This window comes from Rathayibacter sp. VKM Ac-2928 (assembly GCF_022815545.1).
In the GTDB taxonomy this organism is placed as follows: domain Bacteria; phylum Actinomycetota; class Actinomycetes; order Actinomycetales; family Microbacteriaceae; genus Rathayibacter; species Rathayibacter festucae.
The window spans coordinates 122,422-139,979 of sequence record NZ_JALGRU010000005.1 but is presented as its reverse complement, the minus strand read 5'-3'; the positions used below and the strand labels follow the sequence as shown (position 1 = coordinate 139,979).

Genomic DNA, 17,558 nt, shown 5'->3' with positions numbered 1-17,558 from the left:
GGGCGGCGGCGGGCGTTAGGGTCTTGACACGTTCCGGCGGTAGGTGGGTCCCGATACGCGCCTGCGGCGCTACTCGGCCAGCATGGGGGCGCTCTGCGACCGGCACGAGGCGGGGCGGTGGCTTCACCGTGCTCCCCGGAGCTGTCAAGTGGAGACGCTCGACGGGGACGGAGTCGTAGCGTCGAAGCATGAGCTCGTCCCGCCCGACCCGCAGTTCCGATACCACCGCCACGACCAAGAGCACTGCCACGACGACCGCTGCCGCTGAGAAGAGCCGCGCGAAGAAGACCACCGCGAAGACGACCACCGCGAAGAAGACCGGCGCGAAGAAGACCGCCACGAAGAAGATCACGCGCAGCAGCGTCGATCGCATCGCTCGCGAGGACTTCGGCTGGACGTCGCTGCTGCCGGGGCAGCGCGAGGCCATCGAGTCGGCCGCCGCGGGCCGGGACACGCTGCTCGTGCTCGCGACGGGCGGCGGCAAGTCCGCCGTGTACCAGATCGCCGGCGCCGAGCGCGGGGGCGTCGTGCTCGTCGTCTCGCCGCTCGTCGCGCTGCAGGCCGACCAGCTCGCCTCGATCGAGGCCGCGCCGGCCGCGCCGCCCGCCGTCGCCATCAACTCCGCGCAGGGCACCGCCGCCGTCGCGCGGGCCTGGGAGCGCATCGACGAGGGCGGCCCGCTGTACGTGCTGCTCGCTCCGGAGCAGCTGGCCAAGGAGGAGAACGTCGCCCGGCTCGCCACGGCCGGCGTCTCGCTCCTGGTCGTCGACGAGGCGCACTGCGTCTCCTCCTGGGGCCACGACTTCCGCCCGGACTACCTGCGGCTCAAGGACGTCCGCAGTGCGCTGGGCGACCCGCCGGTGCTCGCGATGACGGCCACTGCCTCCCGGCCGGTGCGCGAGGAGATCATCGACCGGCTCGGCATGACCGACCCCGAGGTGCAGGTGCACGGCGTCGACCGCCCCGAGATCCGCCTCGTGGTGCACCGCCACGAGAGCGAGAACGAGAAGCGCGCGGCCGTCGCCGAGGAGGCCCGCAGCTGGACCGCTCCGGGGCTCGTCTACGTGGCCACTCGCAAGGAGACGGAGACCTACGCGGCGGAGATCGCTGCCGAGGGCCGCTCCGTCGCGGCGTACCACGCGGGGCTCAAGACGAGCGAGCGGCGCGACGTGCACCGGCAGTGGCGCGACGGCGAGCTGGACGTCGTGGTCGCCACCTCCGCCTTCGGCATGGGGATCGACCGCGGCGATGTGCGCTTCGTGCTGCACGCGACGACGTCCGAGTCGCTCGATGCGTACTACCAGGAGATCGGACGCGCCGGTCGCGACAGCGAGCCCGCGACGGCCGCGCTGCACTACCGGCTCGAGGACCTCGGGCTGCGCCGTTTCTTCGCCAAGCGCCGGGTCGAGCCGGCCGCGCTGCGCGTGGTGTGGGCGGCCGTGTCCGACAAGCCGGGCGTGCAGGTCGACGAGCTGGCGGAGGCGCTGGGCAAGTCGCCGCGCACCGTCGCGCGGCTGGTCAACGACCTGGCCGAGGCGGATCTGCTCGAGACCGAGGGCGGCCTGCGGGCCGTGAGCGACTCCAGCGGGGACGACGCGGTGCGCGCGGTGAAGGAGGGGCTCGCCTCGCGCGAGCGCATCGCGGAGTCGCGGCTGTCGATGATGCGGGCCTACGCGGAGACCTCGCAGTGCCGGCGGCGCGTGCTGCTGGACTACTTCGGCGTCGAGGGGCCGGAGTGGTGTGGCAACTGCGACGGCTGCGAGCGGCACGAGGCGCGCCAGGAGGCGGCCGACGAGGCGGCGTCCGCGGCTCCTGCCGATGCGCCGTTGAGCGTCGACGAGGCCGTCGAGCACCGCGAGTGGGGTGCGGGGACGGTCATGAGCGTCGAGGACGACCGCGCGACGATCTTCTTCGAGTCCGAGGGCTACAAGGTGCTCTCGTTCGCGGCGCTGGAGTCCGGCGTGCTGAAGGAGCGCGAGGCGGTCTCGGCCTGAGTGCGGGCGGGGCGGGGTCTCGATACGCCGTCCTGCGGACGGCTGCTCGACCAGCATGGAAGGGCAGCCGCACCGGAGGTGCCACCTCGTGACCCGGGGCTGCTCGGTCCGCATGGAGGGGAGCCGCACCGCAGGTGCGACCTCCACGTGCGAGATGCCACTTGTGAGCGGGCGACACGGCGTGTCGTGCTCACAAGTGGCATCTCGCGGAGGGGGTCAGACGTTCGAGACGGCGGAGCTCACGTCGGTGGGCTTGTCGTAGTCGCCGGCCGGGATGGCGCGGAGGGCGTCGAGGACGTCGCTGTCGGCGCCCTCCTTCTCGGCGGTCTCGACGATCGTGTCCTTCGAGGCCGGGTAGTCGATCCCGGAGAGGTACTTCTGGACCTGGATCGGGTTGGGTGCATCCATCGTGCTGTCCTTTCGTCGTTCGGTCAGTGCTGGTGCTCTTCGGTGAAGAGCCGGTCGAAGGCGTCCACGCGCCGGTCGGTGACCGTCGTGGGCGTCTCGAGGTGCACGGCGCCGCTGGGGACGAGCCCCGCGCCGCCGAAGCGCTCCATGACGCGCCACTGCGCGGCGACGTCCTCGCCGCTGTGCTCCGGGGGCAGCTGCTCCCAGAAGTCGAAGCCGCCGCAGGCGACGAGCGCCTCGCGACGGTAGAGCACGCACGCGCCGAGCCAGGCGACGCGGTAGGCGCGCCAGGCGCCCTCCGGCACGTCGAGGCGCGCGGCGACGTGGGTGAGGTTCGCCGCGTTGTGCAGCGGCCAGCGCTCGAACTCCGGCGTCCCGCGTCGGATCCGCTCGGGCTGGACGCCGTCGTCCCAGGGCGCGAAGGCGGTCTGCTCGTGCGGCCGTTCGTCGCCGAGGTAGGACAGCCCCTGCACGGCCGACCCGACGAAGCCGCAGCCGAGGCGCTCGAGTGCGTCGTGCAGCCGCGCCAGCGTGCCCGGCTCGAGCCAGACGTCGTCGTCGAGGTAGAGGACCGCGGGGGCGGTCGCGAGCGAGAGGAGATAGTGCCGCTGCTCCGCGAGGCCGCGCCGGGGGAGGTGCCGGCGCACGAGCGGAGCGCGGCCCTGCGCGGCGAGGATCCGCAGCATCGAGACGACGGTCGGGTCCGTCTCCGTCACCGCGGTGTCCGACTGGTCGCTGACGACGACGCGGAACGGCGGGTCGTCCTGCGCCGCGAGGCCCGCGAGGGTCGCCGCAAGCTCGGCCGAGCGGCCGGCCGTCGGGATCAGGACGTCGACGGCCGGGGTCTCCGGGGGCAGGTCGCGCCCCCAGAGCCCCGACCAGCGCCGGCTGCTCACGGCGCCGACGACGAGCGGATGCGCTGGACCATCTCGGTCGTCGAGTGCTCGGAGACGTAGCCCACGGTGGTGACGGTGCCGCCGTAGGAGCGGACGACCACCGCCTCCGCGAGCATGTCGGGGGCGTAGTCGCCGCCCTTCACGTAGACGTCGGGCTGCACGCGCTCGAGCAGCGGGATCGGGGTGTCGCCGCTGAAGAGCGTGACGTAGTCGACGCAGCCCAGCTCGGCGATGACGCCCGCGCGGTCGCCCTCGGGGTTGATCGGGCGGCCCTCGCCCTTCAGCCGGCGGACGGAGTCGTCGTCGTTCACGGCGACGACCAGCACGTCGCCGAGCTCGCGCGCCTGACGGAGGTAGGCGGTGTGGCCGCGGTGCAGGACGTCGAAGCAGCCGTTGGTGAAGACGATGCGGCGGCCGCGGCGGGCCTCCTCGGCGAGCACCTCGACCAGGCCGTCCTCGCCGAGCACGACGGCGCCGGGCGCGGCGAGCGAGGCGAGCAGGTCGTCCGCGGTGCAGACGGAGGTGCCGGGGCGCTGCACGACCACGTCGGCCGCGGCCTGCGCCAGGTCGACGGCGGTCGCCAGCGAGCGGCCGGCGGCGAGGGCGAGGGTCGCGGTGGCGGCGAAGGTGTCGCCGGCGCCCGAGGCCTGCTTCTCCTCTGCCGGCTGCGCGAAGGTGCGGGAGACGGTGCCGTCGGCGTCGAGGGCGGTCGAGCCGTCGCGGTCGAGGGTGACCACGACGTGCCGGGCGCCGGAGCGCTCGCGGAGCCTCTCGGCGGCGGCGCGGACGGCGGCGGCGCGCTCGGTGCCGCGGCCGAGCGGGGTGCCGAGGAGTCGCTCCGCCTCCTTGGCGTTCGGGGTGACCAGGTCGGGGGCCGCGAAGGCCCAGTCGGCGAGCTCGTGAGCGTCGATCACGAGGAGGCCGGGGCGCTGAGCGGCGAGCACGCGCTCGACGGCCTCGCGGAGGATCCCGGAGCCGTAGTCGCAGACGAGCACGGCGTCGGCGCCGTCGGCCGCGCGGACGGCGGCCTCCGCGAGCTCGGCCAGCTCGGGGTCGGACGGGCGGTGCGGGCCGGAGTCGACGCGCAGCATGACGCTGTCGCCGCCGACGACGCGGGTCTTGATCGTGGTCGCGGCGTCGGTCCGGACGATCGCACCGGTGTCCAGGCCCGCGCGCTCGAGCGCGGCGAGGAGGCGGTCGCCCTCGGGGTCGCGTCCCGCGACTCCGACCGTGCGGACGACGGCGCCGAGCGCGCAGAGGTTCGCCGCGGTGTTGGCCGCGCCGCCGGCGACGTCGACGACGTCCTCGAGGCGCAGCACCGGGGCGGGGGCCTCGCGGGTGACCCGCTCCGCCTCGCCGAGCCACCAGGAGTCGAGGATGAGGTCGCCGACGACGGCGACGACCGGCGGCCGCTCGCGCACGTGCGCGACCAGCGCGCTCGCCCGCTGGAGTGCGGAGCCCTCGAGGCTCATCGCCCGGCGCCGGGGAGGACGGGGAGGCCGAAGTGCACGACGGTGGTGGTGGTCATCTCGTCGAGCAGCTCCGGGCCGTAGCCGAAGCCCGAGCCGCTGGTGCCGCGGGGCTGCGCGCTGCCGCCGGGGGCGCCGCCGAAGACGCCGTTGATCTTGACGGTGCCGACCGGGAGGGTCGCCGCGGCGCGGTGCGCGTGCTCCATGTCGGCGGTGAGGACGGTGGCCGCGAGTCCATAGGGACCGGCGGCGGCGCGGGTGAGCGCCTCGTCGAAGTCGTCGACGACGAGGACGGGGGCGACGGGGCCGAAGGTCTCCTCGGTCATCACCAGCATCTCGTCGGTGCAGTCGGCGAGGACGGTGGCGGGGTAGAAGGTGCCGTCGCCGGGCTCGCCGCCGGTGAGGACGCGGGCGCCGTCGCGGACGGCGGAGGTGACGTGCTCGTGCACGGCGTCGCGCATCCGGGCGTCGACCAGGCGGGGGAGCGGGCCGTCGCGCCAGCGCTCGGCCTCGACGACCAGCGCGGCCGTGAAGGCTTCGGCGACGTCGCGGTGCACGTAGATGCGCTCGACGGAGGTGCAGATCTGGCCCGCGTTGGCGAAGGCGCCGAGGGCGGCCTGCTCGGCGGCCCAGACAGGGTCGACGTCGCGGTCGACGACGAGCGCGTCGTTGCCGCCGTTCTCGAGGATGGTGTGCGTGCCGGTGACGGCGGCGATCCGGGCGAGGGCACGGCCGGTGGCGGTCGAGCCGACGTGCGCGAGGACGTCGACGCCGTCGGTGCGGGCCAGGGCGTCGCCCACGGCGCCGTCGCCCTCGACGAGGGTCAGGACGCCCTCGGGCAGGGCCTCGGCGAGCAGGCGGGTGAAGAGGGCGCCGGTGCCGGGGCTGCGCTCGCTGGGCTTGTGCACGACGACGTCGCCGGAGACGATCGCGGCGCCGAGCATGCCGGCGGCGACGGCGACCGGGTCGTTCCAGGGGGTGAGCGCGAGGACCACGCCGCGCGGGTGCGGCAGGGCGAGGTCGACGTTCAGGGCGCCGCCGCGCAGGCTCTTGCCGCGGTGCAGGGGGCCGAGCTCGGCGTACTGCAGCAGGGTGTCGACGCCGGCGCGGACGCCGCCGAGGGCGTCGCCGGCGGGCTTGCCGGTCTCCTCGGTGTTGAGGTCGGCGAGCTCCTGCTCGCGGGCGGCCACGCGGAGGGCGGCGGCGCGCAGCAGGGCGCCGCGCTCGGCGGGCGCGGTGGCGGCCCAGGCGCGGAAGGCGGCGCGGGCGCGGGAGACGGCGTCGGCGGCGAGGTCGGCGGTGGCGCCGGTCGTGCCGGCGGCGGGGGTCGCGGTGTCGATGGTCACGGTCACCTCTCGGTCGGAGGCGTCCGCAGGGGTCGCGGACGCTGATGCCCTCCTCCGATACCCGCGCTGTGGCGGCTCAAACGGATACCGCCGCAGAACATCAGCTGAGAAGGGTGGGCCTCCTCTGTCAGCCGAGGCCGACCACTCTCAGCTGATGTTGTGCGCGGACCGCGGGGGTCAGGCGGGGCCGAGGCGGGTGACGGCGGAGGTGATGGCGGGGGTGGTCTCGCCGTCGGGCCAGCGGAGGGTGACGCCCTCGCCGGGGACGACGCGGCCGAGGGCGGCGGTCGTCGTGTGCGGCGTGCCCATGCGGGAGGCGCCGGGCCGGTCGGCGGTGAGCATCGCGAAGCCGGGGAAGCAGGAGAGCCAGTCGGCGAGTCCCGCGGCGGCGGGGCGGGGGATCACGGCGACGTCGAGCTCGGCGCCCGCGCCGGACGCCTCGGCGAGCATGCCGACGGTGCCGACGAGGCCGGCCATGCTGACGTCCTTCGCGCCGTCGGGGGCGGCGGCGCCGACGCTCGCCGCGAGCGCCCGCAGCACCTCCGGTGAGCGGCCCGAGGTCGAGTCCCACTGCAGCCCGGCGTGGCCCGGGCGCCAGCCGCCCGCGAGGTCCGCGGTGAGGCTCAGCTCGTGGCCGACCGGGGCGCTGCCGGGGACCGGGCGCGCGGTACGGCCGAGGCCGGTGACCGAGAGTGCGGCCGGGACGCCGAGCTGGGTGTGCCCGCCGAGCAGCGGCACGCCCCAGGCCTCGGCGCCGGCGCGCAGTCCGCGGAGGACGCGGGCGGCGAAGGAGGCGTCGCGCGCGGCGACCGCGTCGAGCAGGCCGACCGGATCCGCGCCCATCGCCGTGAGGTCGTTGACGTTGACGAGCACCGAGCACCAGCCCGCCCACTCCGGATCGCGCTCGACCATCGAGGGGACGATCGCGTCGCAGACGGCGACGAGGTCGGAGCCGGGGACGGGGGCGCCGTCGTCGCCGCGGAAGCCCGGGCCGCCGAGCTGGCCGGCGAAGGCGTCGAGCAGTGGACCGAGCGCGGCCTTGGCGCCGCGCGCGAGACGGTCGAAGCGGTCGATCGGCCAGCGCATCCGCACGTGGGGAGTCCCCGCGACCTCGACGGCGCCGAGCCGGTCCCAGCCGAGCCGGCGGAAGAGCACCTCGTTCTGCGTCTGCACCGTCGCCTCGAAGCGGATCACGCCGCGCGCCTCGGCCTCGGCGCAGGCCGCGCGCACCAGCGCGGCGCCGATTCCGGCCCCGCCTCGGGCGCTGCGGCGGACCACCAATCGGCTGCCGGTCCACCAGCCCAGATCCTGCTCGAGCGCGGGCGCGATCCGCACCCCGCCGAGCACGCCGTCGGCCGAGCGGGCCACCAGCACGACGGTGCGCGGATCCTCGTCGAGCGCGTCGCGGTCGTCGGCGTCGAAGAGGCCCTGCTCGCCGACGAACACCTCGCGGCGCAGCGCCCGGTAGGCGGCCACCTCGGCCGCATCGGCGACCACGACCACGAAGGCCTCGCGGGCGGCCGGCGCGACCGCGCGGACCCCCTCGAGGATCGAGAGCTCCATCAGGCGCCGGCGGTCTTCAGCACGCCGCAGGCGCCGCAGGCCGCGCAGCCCGCCTTCTGCCCGGAGGAGAGCATCCCCGCGGCGATCAGCAGCGCGGCGACCTGCTCGCTGACCTTCTCCAGCAGCGAGCCGGCCGGCGGGAGGATGTGGTCCACCTCCGTCGCCAGCGTCCCCTTGAGCGGCCGGAACGGCACCACGAACGGGTAGATCCCGCGCTCGATCAGCTCGCCGGCGCTGGCGACCAGCTCGTCCGGGTCCTCGCCGAGGCCGACGAGCAGGTAGGTCGAGACCTGGTTGCGGCCGAAGATCCGCACCGCCTCGTCCCAGGCCTCCCAGTACTTCGCGGTCGAGACGCGCGCCTTGCCGGGGGTCCAGCGGCGGCGGATGTCGTCGTCCATCGACTCGATGTGGATGCCGATCGAGAGGGCGCCGGCGTCCTTGAGCTCCTGCAGGGCGGCGAGGTCCTCCGGCGGCTCGCACTGCACCTGGATCGGCAGCCCGGGCACCGCCTGGAGCACCGCGCGGACGCAGCGGGCGAGGTGCCGGGCGCCGCGGTCGCGGCCCTTGGAGGTGCCGGTGGTCATCACCATCTGGCGGATGCCGTCGAGCCGGGCGGCCGCCTCGGCGACCTCGGCGAGCTGCGCCGGGGTCTTCACCGCGATGGTCGAGTCGTTGGCGAGCGAGGCCTCGATCGCGCAGAAGCGGCAGCGCTCGGCCTCGTCGTAGCGCATGCAGGTCTGCACGACGGTGGTGGCCAGGATGTTCCGGCCGTGCAGGCGGGCGATCTTCTCGTAGGAGACGCCGTCGGCGGTGCTCAGGTCGTAGAAGCGCGGGCGCTTCACCGGCTCGACGTCGAGGCCGATGTCGGCGCCGTCGAGGAGGAGGCGGCCGTTGGTGACGGCGTAGGGGCTCTTCGGGTTCACCGGGATGGCGGCGCCGAGCCCGCCGAGCATCACGTGCCCGTCGTCGCTCGGGCCGGCGCCGGCCTCGCGGTGCACGGGGGCGTCGACGCGGATGCCCTGGAGGGCGATGTCGACGCGGGTGCGCAGGGCTGAGGAGCCGGTGCGGCGGACGGGGGCGGAACCGCAGGCGTCGGCGGCGCAGGAGGAGTCGGCGGAGTCGGAGGGTGCGGGATCGGCGGTGCGGAGGCGGGGCGTCTGCAGATCGGTCATGGTGCTCCTCGGAGTCTCGAGTCGAGCGGTGCGCGACGGCGGAGTCCGACGTCGTGAGCCTCCATTAGGTCAACGCGGTGTTTCGGAGCGATGACATCGGGAACGCGATCGTGTTACATCCGGCGGCGGCCCCGGCGCCCACCCGATGCGTGCCCGGCGTCACGCAGGCTTCTTCTGGCCGAAACCACTCCGAAACACGAGCGGCCTTGACTGGACGCAGTCGGGACGAACGCTCCCGACCCGGCCCCGTCGCTCCGCTCGTCCTCTGTCCCGCCCGAGCGACACCGGCCTCTGCATCACAGCACCGCCCGTTCCACCCGGCACTCCTGTCCCTGCACCACTCGCTCGCGCCCCGTCCGGCGCGCTCCTCACCGAACCCCGGAGGTTCTCATGACCGACGACCAGACCACCCCCGCCGACCACAGCACCGACGACCAGGCCTCGATCGAAGAGCAGATCAGCGCCAACATCGAGAAGTCGCGCTCCGAGATCGCGCACCCCTCGCTGCCCAAGGGCAGCAACCTCTACGGCTCCACCAAGGTCTTCCCCGACTACCAGGCCGAGCCCGGCCAGTCCTACTTCACCCTCGTGCACGGCATCGCGCACGAGTCCTCGGTCAGCTTCGTCGCGATCCTGCAGGCGACCCGCGCGGCTCGCAAGGGCTTCGAGTCGGCCGTCTACTTCTACGGCCCCGGCACGATCAACGCGATGGCCACCCGCGGCTTCCCGACGGTCGGCGACTCCGGCTTCCCGGGCGAGCAGAACATCAACGACGCCCTGAAGACCTTCATCGACGAGGGCAACCGCGTCTTCGTCTGCCGCTTCGGCATGGCGCTGCACGGCCTGCGCGAGGAGGACCTGATCGAGGGCACCATCCCCTGCCACCCGCTCGACGTCCAGGACGCCGTCATCCACTACGCCCGCAAGGGCGCCATCATCAACTCGACCTACAACCTCTAGGCGCCCGCCATGACCGTCGTCGGATCGGTCGCGGCGAACTTCACCCGCGACCTCGATCAGAACTACGCGCTCATCGCCGCGCTGGCCGAGGAGGCCCGCGAGAAGCGGGTCGAGTTCCTCGTCCTGCCCGAGGCCGCGATCGGCGGCTACCTCTCCTCCCTCGGCAACCACGGCGACACGGTCAAGACGACCACCCGCTCGATGCCCCCGGCGATCGCGCTGGACGGGCCGGAGCTGCGCCGGGTGCAGGAGATCGCCGGCGACCTGCTGGTCGCGATCGGCTTCTGCGAGCTCGACGCGGACGGGGAGACCCGCTACAACGCGGCCGCCCTGCTCGACGGCGGGCAGATCTACGGCAGCTACCGCAAGGTGCACCAGCCGCTCGGCGAGCACATGTCGTACTCGCCCGGGCCCGGCTACTCGGTCTTCGAGACCCCGGTCGGCCGGGTCGGGCTGCAGATCTGCTACGACAAGGCCTTCCCGGAGGCGGCCCGCTCGATGGCGCTGGACGGAGCGGAGATCATCGCCTCGCTCTCGGCCTGGCCGGCCGCGCGGACGGCGACGGCGGAGAACCTCCAGGAGGACCGCTGGACCTACCGCTTCAACCAGTTCGACATCGCGCGGGCCCTGGACAACCAGGTGTTCTGGCTGGCGTCGAACCAGTCGGGCACCTTCGGGTCGCTCCGCTACGTGGGCAACGCGAAGGTCGTCGATCCGGGCGGCAACGTCCTGGCGACGACGCTGCTCGGCTCGGGCATGGCGGTCGCCGACATCGACGTGCGCGGCACCTTCGAGGCGATGCGCGGCGGGATGTTCCACCTCCGCGACCGCCGGCCGGACGCCTACGACATCGACCGCGTCTGGAGCGGAGGGCTGGTCCATGCCTGAGATGACCTTCCACGTCCGCTGGCCGGACGGCGTCGAGGAGCGCTGCTACTCGCCGAGCCTGGTGATGCACGACTACCTCGCCGAGGGCGAGAGCTACCCGATCGAGGACTTCGTCGGGCGCTCGACCGAGGCTCTGCGGCTGGCGAGCGAGCGGGTGCGCGCGAAGTTCGGCTTCGCCTGCACCTCCGCGCTGCAGCAGGAGTCGGAGATCCTCGCGGCCGCCGCGCGCTTCGACGGCGGGCGGGTGCGGGTGCTGGCGATGGACCCGCCGCTGCCTCCGGCCTCCGTCCCGGCGTCCGCGCAGGGGGCGCGCGCATGACCGCGCTCGAGAACGGCCGGCACCTGCCGGTCGCCGTGATCGGCGCCGGCCAGGCCGGGCTGTCGATCAGCCGCCTGCTCACTGACCAGGGCGTCGAGCACCTCGTGATCGAGCGCGACACGATCGCGCACGACTGGATCGACCGCCGCTGGGACAACTTCACCCTCGTCACGCCGAACTGGCAGTGCCGGCTGCCCGGCTACCCCTACGACGGCGACGACCCGGACGGCTTCATGACCCGCGCCGAGGTGCACGCCTGGGTGCGGCGCTACGCCGAGTCGTTCGGCGCGCCGGTGGCCGAGGACACCGAGGTGCTCCGGATGCGCGAGAGCGCGGACGGGGCGTTCGAGATCGTCACCTCGCGCGGCACGATCACCGCCGATCAGGTCGTCGTCGCCACCGGCGGCTACCACCGGCCGGTGCTCCCGGCGGTCGCGCACCGCATCCCGGACTCGATCGTGCAGCTGCACTCGGCCGACTACCGCTCGGCCACGGCGCTGCCGGAGGGCGGGGTGCTCGTGGTCGGCTCCGGCCAGTCCGGCGCGCAGATCGCGGAGGACCTCTTCCTCGAGGGCCGCGACGTGCACCTGGCGCTGGGAACGGCCCCGCGGGTCGCCCGGTTCTACCGCGGCCGCGACTGCGTCGCCTGGCTCGCCGACATGGGCGTCTACGACGTGCCGGTGCACGCGCAGGTCGGAGGGCTCTCCAAGCGGGAGTCGACCAACCACTACGTCACCGGGCGCGGCGGCGGCCGCGACATCGACCTGCGGGCGTTCGCGCGCGACGGGATGACGCTCTACGGCCGGCTGCAGCAGGTCGACGGCGGGTCGCTCCGATTCGCCCCGACGGCGGAGGCGTCGCTCGACTACGCGGACTCGGTCGCCGAGTCGATCAAGAACGACATCGACGCCTACATCGAGCGCTCGGGGGGCTCGGCGCCGACCGAGGCCCGGTACGCGCCGGTCTGGCGGCCGGAGCGCGAGATCGAGGAGCTGGACCTGGCGGCCGCCGGCATCACGAGCATCGTCTGGGCGGTCGGCTTCCGCTCCGACTACTCCTGGATGCAGATCGGCGTCTTCGACGGCGCCGGGCACCCCACCCACCGGCGCGGCGCGACCGCCGTGCCCGGGCTGCACTTCCTCGGGCTGCCGTGGCTGAACACCTGGGGCTCCGGGCGCTTCGAGGCGATCGCGCGCGACGCGGAGCACGTGGCGGAGCAGCTGCTCGGCGGCGCGCGGATGGACCGGCTCGAGGGCGCCGCGGTACGGTGACGGCCACGCGCTCGGCCCGAGCGCACCGCTCTGCCGCGCGGGGCGGAGGAGGGCGGAGGCTCTCCGTCCGCCCCGGCGCACCGGCCGCCCGCAGAGGGCGGGAGAGAAGGACCATGTCGACGATCACGATGGCCGCGGTCGCGGCGCACTTCGGCCGCGACATCGAGCGCACCCTCGTCAAGCTGCCCGGCATGATCGCGAGCGCGCAGGAGCGCGGGATCGACCTGCTGGTGCTGCCCGACGCGACCCTCGGCGGCTACCTCCTCGACATGCACCACCCCGGCCCCGACGACCTGCCGCAGGCCGTGGAGGTGGACGGGCCGGAGGTGGCGGCCGTCGCGGCGATGGCGGGGGACACCACGGTGTGCTTCGGCATCGCGGAGCGCGCGCTCGAGGGCGGTGAGGTGCGGCGCTACAACTCGGCGGTCTGCGTGCAGGGCGGTGAGGTGATCGGGACGCACCGCAAGGTGCACCTGCCGCTGGGCGAGTCCGAGGCGTACGCCGCGGGCGACTCCTTCCGCTCGTTCGACTCGGCCGTGGGGCGGATCGGGATGATGATCGACTTCGACAAGACCTTCCCGGAGTCGGCGCGCTCGCTCGCCCTCGACGGGGCCGAGATCCTCTGCTGCCTCAGCGCCTGGCCGGCGAGCGTCACCGACCGCTCCGACCGGATCCGCAACGACCGCCAGGCGCACCTGTTCGACCTCTACGACTGCGCGCGCGCCGCGGAGAACCAGGTCTACCTGGTCTCCTCGAACCAGACCGGGGTGCTCGGCGGGCTGCGCTTCCTCGGGCAGGCGAAGGTCGTCGATCCGGCCGGCGAGATCCTCGCGAAGACCTGGGCGAAGGGCGGGCTGGCGGTCGCGACCGACGACGTCTCGGCCTCCGTCGCCCGGGCCCGCCGCAGCATGGACCACCTGCGCGACCGCGCCGAGCACGCGTACCACCGCGCGGCTCCCACCGTCTGAGCTCCCGGCCCGCCCGTCCGACCGGTGCCGCCCGTGGGCGCCGCCCCGCCTGAAGGAGACCCCGTGCGGATCGCGCAGCTGACCTACTCCACGAAGCCCCGCGGCGGCGTGGTGCACACGCTCGCGCTGTCGGAGGCGCTGGCCCGGCGCGGGCACGAGGTGACCGTCTGGACGCTCGGCCGCGGCGGCGACTCCGCCTTCTTCCGCGCGGTCGACCCCGCGGTGGCGGTCCGGGTGGTGCCGTTCGCGGCGCGCGACGGGGAGGACGTCGGCGACCGGATCGTCCGCTCGCTCGATGCGATGGCTGTGGCGCTGGGGGAGGACGGCGAGGAGTGGGACGTCGTGCACGCGCAGGACTGCATCTCGGCCAACGCCGCGCTCGACGCGGGCTTCGCGGGGGCCGGCGGGCTGCTCCGGACGGTGCACCATCTCGACGCCTTCACGACGCCGGCGCTGATCGCCTGCCACGAGCGCGCGATCACCGGACCGGCCGGGCTGCTCGCGGTGTCGCGGGCGGTCGCGGACGAGGTGGCGGCGGGCTGGGGGCGGGCGCCGGCGGTGATCCCGAACGGCGTCGACGCCGCGCGGTTCGCGGCCGCGGCCGGCGGTGCTGCCGCGGGGGAGTGGCGGGCCGAGCTCGGCCGCTACGTGCTCGCGCTCGGCGGCATCGAGCCGCGGAAGGGCAGCATCGAGCTGCTGGAGGCGTTCGCGGGGCTGGCTCCGGGGACCGCGCTCGTCTTCGGCGGCGGGGAGACGCTGTTCGACTACCGCGGCTACCGCGAGGAGTTCGAGCGCCGGGCGGCGGAGCTGGGCGTGACGCCGCTCGTGCTCGGCACGGTGCCGGAGGAGCGGCTCGCGGCGCTCGTCGCCGGTGCGGCGGTGCTCGGCTTCGTCTCGACCAAGGAGGGCTTCGGGCTGGCGGCGATGGAGGCGCTCGCCGCGGGGGTGCCGGTCGTCGCGCGCGATCTGCCGGTGCTGCGCGAGGTGTTCGGGGAGACGGTGGCGTTCGGGAGCGACGTGGCGGGGATCCGGGGTGCGCTCGCCGCGGCGCTCGCGGGGGAGGCGCCGGAGCCCGGGGCGGGGCGGGACCTCGCGTTCTCGCACTCCTGGGACGACGTCGCCGCGAGTCACGAGGCGCTGTACCGGGCTCACCTCGGCCGCCGATCCGTGGGCCTGTGATGCGCCGGTCGTTCTCGCGCTGCTTCTCGGCGCTCGCCGAGCAGGACCCCGAGGGCGTCGTGGTCGTCGCCGATGACGCGACCCTTACCGCGGGCGCCCTGGACCGGGCCTCCAACCGGCTCGCGCGCGCCTACGCGGCGCTCGGCGTCACTCCGGACTCGCTCGTCGCGGTCTCGCTGCCGAACAGCGCCGAGCTGGTGCTCGCCTGCGCGGCTATCTGGAAGGCGGGCGCGACGCCGCAGCCGCTGTCGCGCGGGCTGTCGGCGCGGGAGCTCGCCGAGGTGGGCGCGCTCGGGCGGCCCTCGCTGAGCATCGGGGTCGAGCTCGACGGCGTGCCGTTCGTCCCCGCCGGCTTCGAGCCCGACCCGGCGCTGCCGGACGACGAGCTGCCCGACATCTGGGCTGCGTCGTGGAAGGCGCCCGCCTCCTCCGGCAGCACCGGGCGGCCGAAGATCGTGCTCGCGGCGGCGCCCGCGCTGATGGATCCCTCGCAGCCGGTCGCGGCCTTCCTGCCGCGGGAGGGGGTGCAGCTCGTGGCCGGGCCGCTCACCCACTCCGCGACCTTCACCTACGCCTTCCGCGGGCTGCTGACCGGGCAGCGGCTGGTGGTCCTGCCGCGCTTCGACGAGGCGCGGGTGCTCGCGGCGATCGCGGAGCACCGGGTGACCTGGGCGCTGCTGGTGCCGACGATGATCCACCGGCTGCTGCGGACGCCCGGGCACCGGGACGTGGACGTCTCCTCGCTCGAGACGGTGCTGCACCTCGGCTCGCCGTGCCCGCCCGCGGACAAGCGCGCGCTGATCGAGTGGCTCGGCGCCGAGCGGGTCGTCGAGGTCTACGCGGGCAGTGAGTCGAACGGGCTGACGATGATCCGCGGCGACGAGTGGCGGGAGCGGCCGGGGAGCGTCGGCCGGCCGATCGGCGGGACGGAGCTGCGGGTGCTGCGGTCGGACGGGTCGGGGTGCGCGTCCGGCGAGCCCGGGCTCGTGCAGATGCGCCGCGGGGAGCCGACCTACCGCTACCTCGGCGGGGAGTCGAAGCGGACCGACGACGGCTGGGACACCCTCGGCGACCTCGGCTCCGTCGATGCGGACGGCTACCTGACGGTGCTGGACCGGGAGGACGACCTGATCCTGCGCGGCGGGGTGAACGTCTACCCGGCGGAGATCGAGCGGGTGCTGGAGGAGCACCCAGCGGTGCGCGGAGCGGTCGCCTTCGGCGTCGCGGACGCGGAGCTCGGCCAGGCGGTGGAGGCGGTGGTCGACATCGCGGAGAGCGACGTGACGGAGGAGGAGCTGCTCGCCTTTGCGCGCGAGCACCTCGGCTCGCGGGCGCCGCGGGCTCTGCGGCTCCAGCGCTCACCGCTGCGCGACGACGCGGGCAAGATCCGCCGCGGGGCGCTCGCCGCGGAGTGAGCGCCGAGAGCAACGCGGCGGCGCCCCTCCCTGCATGCTGGTCGAGTAGCCCCGCAGGGGCGTATCGAGACCCGCCGTCACCAGCAGGGCGGGTCTGCAGACCCCCGTTCTGACGGTGGTGGATCTCGATACGCCCGCTGCGCGGGCTACTCGATCAGCATGACCCGACCATGCTGGTCGAGTAGCCCCGGAGGGGCGTCTCGAGACCCGCCGTGATCAGCAGGGCGGGTCTGCAGACTCACGTTCTGACGCTGGTGGATCTCGACACGCCCGCTGCGCGGGCTACTCGATCAGCATGACCCGACCATGCTGGTCGAGTAGCCCCGGAGGGGCGTATCGAGACCCGCGGGCCTCAGCAGGGCGGCTCGAAGGGATTCTCGGTCCGCTGCGATGCTCCCGCACCGGTCGCCGACGGTTTCGGATCGCCTCGGACGGGGAAGAGGAGGAGTGCCCCTTCCCCGGAGTCGCCGCGCGCGACTCCGCCCCATCGAGAGGAACGCCCGTGGTCGCCATCGCCCCGCTCCGAGACCGCTTCGACGGAGTCGAGAGGATCGCCGTGCTGCGCGGCGGCGGACTCGGCGACCTGCTGTTCGCGCTGCCCGCCGTGGACGCGCTCGCCGCCGCCTACCCGGGCGCCGAGATCGTGCTGCTCGGCACTCCGGCGCACCGCGTGCTGCTGCAGGGCGTGGAGTCGCCGGTGAGCGACGTCGAGATCCTGCCGGTGGCGCAGGGCGTCCGCGACGGCGAGGGTGAGGACCCGCGGGTCGTCGAGGACTTCACCGAGCGGATGCGCGCGCGCCGCTTCGACCTCGCGGTGCAGCTGCACGGCGGCGGCCGCTTCTCCAACCCGTTCCTGCAGCGCCTCGGCGCACGGCACACCGTCGGCTCGCGCACCGACGACGCGGCCGAGTTGGAGCGCACGATCCCCTACGTCTACTACCAGCACGAGATGCTGCGCGCGCTCGAGATCGTCGGGCTCGCGGGGGCCCCGGCCGTCCGGCTCGAGGCGTCGCTGCAGGTCGACCCGGAGCGCCGCGACCGCCTCGCCGCCGCCCTGCCCGCCGGCGGGCCGCTGGTGCTGATCCACCCGGGCGCGACCGACGTCCGGCGCCGCTGGAGCTCCGCGAACTTCGCCGAGGTGGCCCGCGCCCTGCTGGCCGACGGCGCGCGCGTGCTCGTCGTGGGCGACGCCTCCGACGCGCCCGCCGCTGAGGCGATCGTCGCGGGCGCTCCGGGCGCGGTGTCCTGGGCGGACCGGGTCGAGCTCCCGGATCTCGGTCCGCTGCTCTCGCTCGCCGACCTCGTCCTCGGCAACGACAGCGGACCGCGGCACCTCGCGGCGGCGGTCGGCGCGCCCACGGTCGGCGTCTTCTGGGTCGGCAACGCCATCAACGCGCAGCCCCTCGGCCGCCAGCGCCACCGCGTGCAGCTGAGCTGGACGACCCGCTGCCCGATCTGCGGCATCGACGTCACCCAGGTCGGCTGGACCGCTCCGCGCTGCGAGCACGAGCTGTCCTTCGTCGACGACGTCCCCGTCGCCCGGGTCCTCGAGGACGTCCGCGGCGTCCTCGCCTCCACCCGCTGACGTCGCCCGGGCCCTGCCCCCCCACCACGAGATGCCACTTATGAGCGCCGACACCGGCGTGTCGCGCTCATAAGTGGCATCTCGCGGGAGGGGTCGGACGCGGGGGAGCGTCAGACGTCCGGGGC

The 17,558-nt window shown here is 74.5% G+C and carries 15 protein-coding genes; 9 read left to right on the top strand and 6 right to left on the bottom strand.

What is annotated here, in order from left to right:
• Nucleotides 1-188 precede the first annotated feature (188 nt).
• Nucleotides 189-1,994, top strand: a complete 1,806-nt coding sequence (locus tag MT350_RS17885) for a RecQ family ATP-dependent DNA helicase (RefSeq protein WP_243616353.1) — start codon at nt 189-191, stop codon at nt 1,992-1,994.
• A 216-nt stretch (nt 1,995-2,210) separates the two neighbouring features.
• Here the strand turns inward: MT350_RS17885 and MT350_RS17880 are convergent, their stop codons facing one another.
• From MT350_RS17880 to MT350_RS17855, 6 genes are all read right to left on the bottom strand, one after another.
• Nucleotides 2,211-2,402, bottom strand: a complete 192-nt coding sequence (locus MT350_RS17880) for a DUF2795 domain-containing protein (protein WP_123737261.1) — start codon at nt 2,400-2,402, stop codon at nt 2,211-2,213.
• Nucleotides 2,403-2,425: 23 nt separating this feature from the next.
• A complete protein-coding gene (locus MT350_RS17875) occupies nt 2,426-3,298 on the bottom strand; it encodes a glycosyltransferase family 2 protein (protein WP_243616352.1) in 873 nt (290 codons plus the stop codon).
• On the bottom strand, nt 3,295-4,770 hold the full coding sequence (gene rfaE2, locus MT350_RS17870) for a D-glycero-beta-D-manno-heptose 1-phosphate adenylyltransferase (protein WP_243616351.1): 1,476 nt from the start codon (nt 4,768-4,770) through the stop codon (nt 3,295-3,297). The genes MT350_RS17875 and rfaE2 overlap by 4 nt, the downstream gene beginning before the upstream one ends.
• Nucleotides 4,767-6,113 (bottom strand): aldehyde dehydrogenase, encoded by a 1,347-nt coding sequence (locus MT350_RS17865; RefSeq protein ID WP_374206654.1) that lies wholly within the window; start codon nt 6,111-6,113, stop codon nt 4,767-4,769. Before MT350_RS17865 ends, rfaE2 begins: the two co-directional genes overlap by 4 nt.
• Before the next feature lie 177 nt (nt 6,114-6,290).
• On the bottom strand, nt 6,291-7,676 hold the full coding sequence (locus MT350_RS17860; protein ID WP_243616350.1) for an MSMEG_0567/sll0787 family protein: 1,386 nt from the start codon (nt 7,674-7,676) through the stop codon (nt 6,291-6,293).
• Nucleotides 7,676-8,848, bottom strand: coding sequence for an MSMEG_0568 family radical SAM protein (locus MT350_RS17855; RefSeq protein ID WP_243616349.1), 1,173 nt, complete (start codon nt 8,846-8,848; stop codon nt 7,676-7,678). Before MT350_RS17855 ends, MT350_RS17860 begins: the two co-directional genes overlap by 1 nt.
• A gap of 390 nt (nt 8,849-9,238) precedes the next feature.
• Between MT350_RS17855 and MT350_RS17850 the strand changes: the two genes are divergently transcribed.
• From MT350_RS17850 to MT350_RS17815, 8 genes are all read left to right on the top strand, one after another.
• Nucleotides 9,239-9,808: an MSMEG_0572/Sll0783 family nitrogen starvation response protein gene (locus MT350_RS17850; RefSeq protein WP_123447959.1), complete on the top strand. Its 570-nt coding sequence runs from the start codon at nt 9,239-9,241 to the stop codon at nt 9,806-9,808.
• 9 nt (nt 9,809-9,817) lie between these two features.
• The gene (locus MT350_RS17845; RefSeq protein ID WP_243616348.1) at nt 9,818-10,696 is read left to right on the top strand and encodes a carbon-nitrogen hydrolase family protein; all 879 of its coding nucleotides are present in this window, start codon (nt 9,818-9,820) and stop codon (nt 10,694-10,696) included.
• On the top strand, nt 10,689-11,015 hold the full coding sequence (locus MT350_RS17840; RefSeq protein WP_127887124.1) for an MSMEG_0570 family nitrogen starvation response protein: 327 nt from the start codon (nt 10,689-10,691) through the stop codon (nt 11,013-11,015). Before MT350_RS17845 ends, MT350_RS17840 begins: the two co-directional genes overlap by 8 nt.
• Complete coding sequence (locus MT350_RS17835) at nt 11,012-12,286, top strand: MSMEG_0569 family flavin-dependent oxidoreductase (RefSeq protein ID WP_243616347.1); 1,275 nt, start codon at nt 11,012-11,014, stop codon at nt 12,284-12,286. The genes MT350_RS17840 and MT350_RS17835 overlap by 4 nt, the downstream gene beginning before the upstream one ends.
• Nucleotides 12,287-12,399: 113 nt before the next feature.
• On the top strand, nt 12,400-13,254 hold the full coding sequence (locus tag MT350_RS17830) for a carbon-nitrogen hydrolase family protein (protein ID WP_123734002.1): 855 nt from the start codon (nt 12,400-12,402) through the stop codon (nt 13,252-13,254).
• A 63-nt stretch (nt 13,255-13,317) separates the two neighbouring features.
• A complete protein-coding gene (locus MT350_RS17825) occupies nt 13,318-14,433 on the top strand; it encodes an MSMEG_0565 family glycosyltransferase (RefSeq protein WP_243616346.1) in 1,116 nt (371 codons plus the stop codon).
• On the top strand, nt 14,433-15,848 hold the full coding sequence (locus MT350_RS17820) for an AMP-binding protein (protein ID WP_243616403.1): 1,416 nt from the start codon (nt 14,433-14,435) through the stop codon (nt 15,846-15,848). Before MT350_RS17825 ends, MT350_RS17820 begins: the two co-directional genes overlap by 1 nt.
• 502 nt (nt 15,849-16,350) lie before the next feature.
• Nucleotides 16,351-17,433 (top strand): glycosyltransferase family 9 protein, encoded by a 1,083-nt coding sequence (locus tag MT350_RS17815; RefSeq protein WP_243616345.1) that lies wholly within the window; start codon nt 16,351-16,353, stop codon nt 17,431-17,433.
• Nucleotides 17,434-17,558: the final 125 nt, after the last annotated feature.

What these genes read in the sequence shown, in the direction of transcription:
- MT350_RS17885 (WP_243616353.1), top strand. Translation starts at nt 189, where the DNA reads ATGAGCTCGTCCCGCCCGACCCGCAGTTCCGATACCACCGCCACGACC.
- MT350_RS17880 (WP_123737261.1), bottom strand. Translation starts at nt 2,402, where the DNA reads ATGGATGCACCCAACCCGATCCAGGTCCAGAAGTACCTCTCCGGGATC.
- rfaE2 (WP_243616351.1), bottom strand. Translation starts at nt 4,770, where the DNA reads ATGAGCCTCGAGGGCTCCGCACTCCAGCGGGCGAGCGCGCTGGTCGCG.
- MT350_RS17860 (WP_243616350.1), bottom strand. Translation starts at nt 7,676, where the DNA reads ATGGAGCTCTCGATCCTCGAGGGGGTCCGCGCGGTCGCGCCGGCCGCC.
- MT350_RS17855 (WP_243616349.1), bottom strand. Translation starts at nt 8,848, where the DNA reads ATGACCGATCTGCAGACGCCCCGCCTCCGCACCGCCGATCCCGCACCC.
- MT350_RS17850 (WP_123447959.1), top strand. Translation starts at nt 9,239, where the DNA reads ATGACCGACGACCAGACCACCCCCGCCGACCACAGCACCGACGACCAG.
- MT350_RS17845 (WP_243616348.1), top strand. Translation starts at nt 9,818, where the DNA reads ATGACCGTCGTCGGATCGGTCGCGGCGAACTTCACCCGCGACCTCGAT.
- MT350_RS17840 (WP_127887124.1), top strand. Translation starts at nt 10,689, where the DNA reads ATGCCTGAGATGACCTTCCACGTCCGCTGGCCGGACGGCGTCGAGGAG.
- MT350_RS17835 (WP_243616347.1), top strand. Translation starts at nt 11,012, where the DNA reads ATGACCGCGCTCGAGAACGGCCGGCACCTGCCGGTCGCCGTGATCGGC.
- MT350_RS17830 (WP_123734002.1), top strand. Translation starts at nt 12,400, where the DNA reads ATGTCGACGATCACGATGGCCGCGGTCGCGGCGCACTTCGGCCGCGAC.
- MT350_RS17820 (WP_243616403.1), top strand. Translation starts at nt 14,433, where the DNA reads ATGCGCCGGTCGTTCTCGCGCTGCTTCTCGGCGCTCGCCGAGCAGGAC.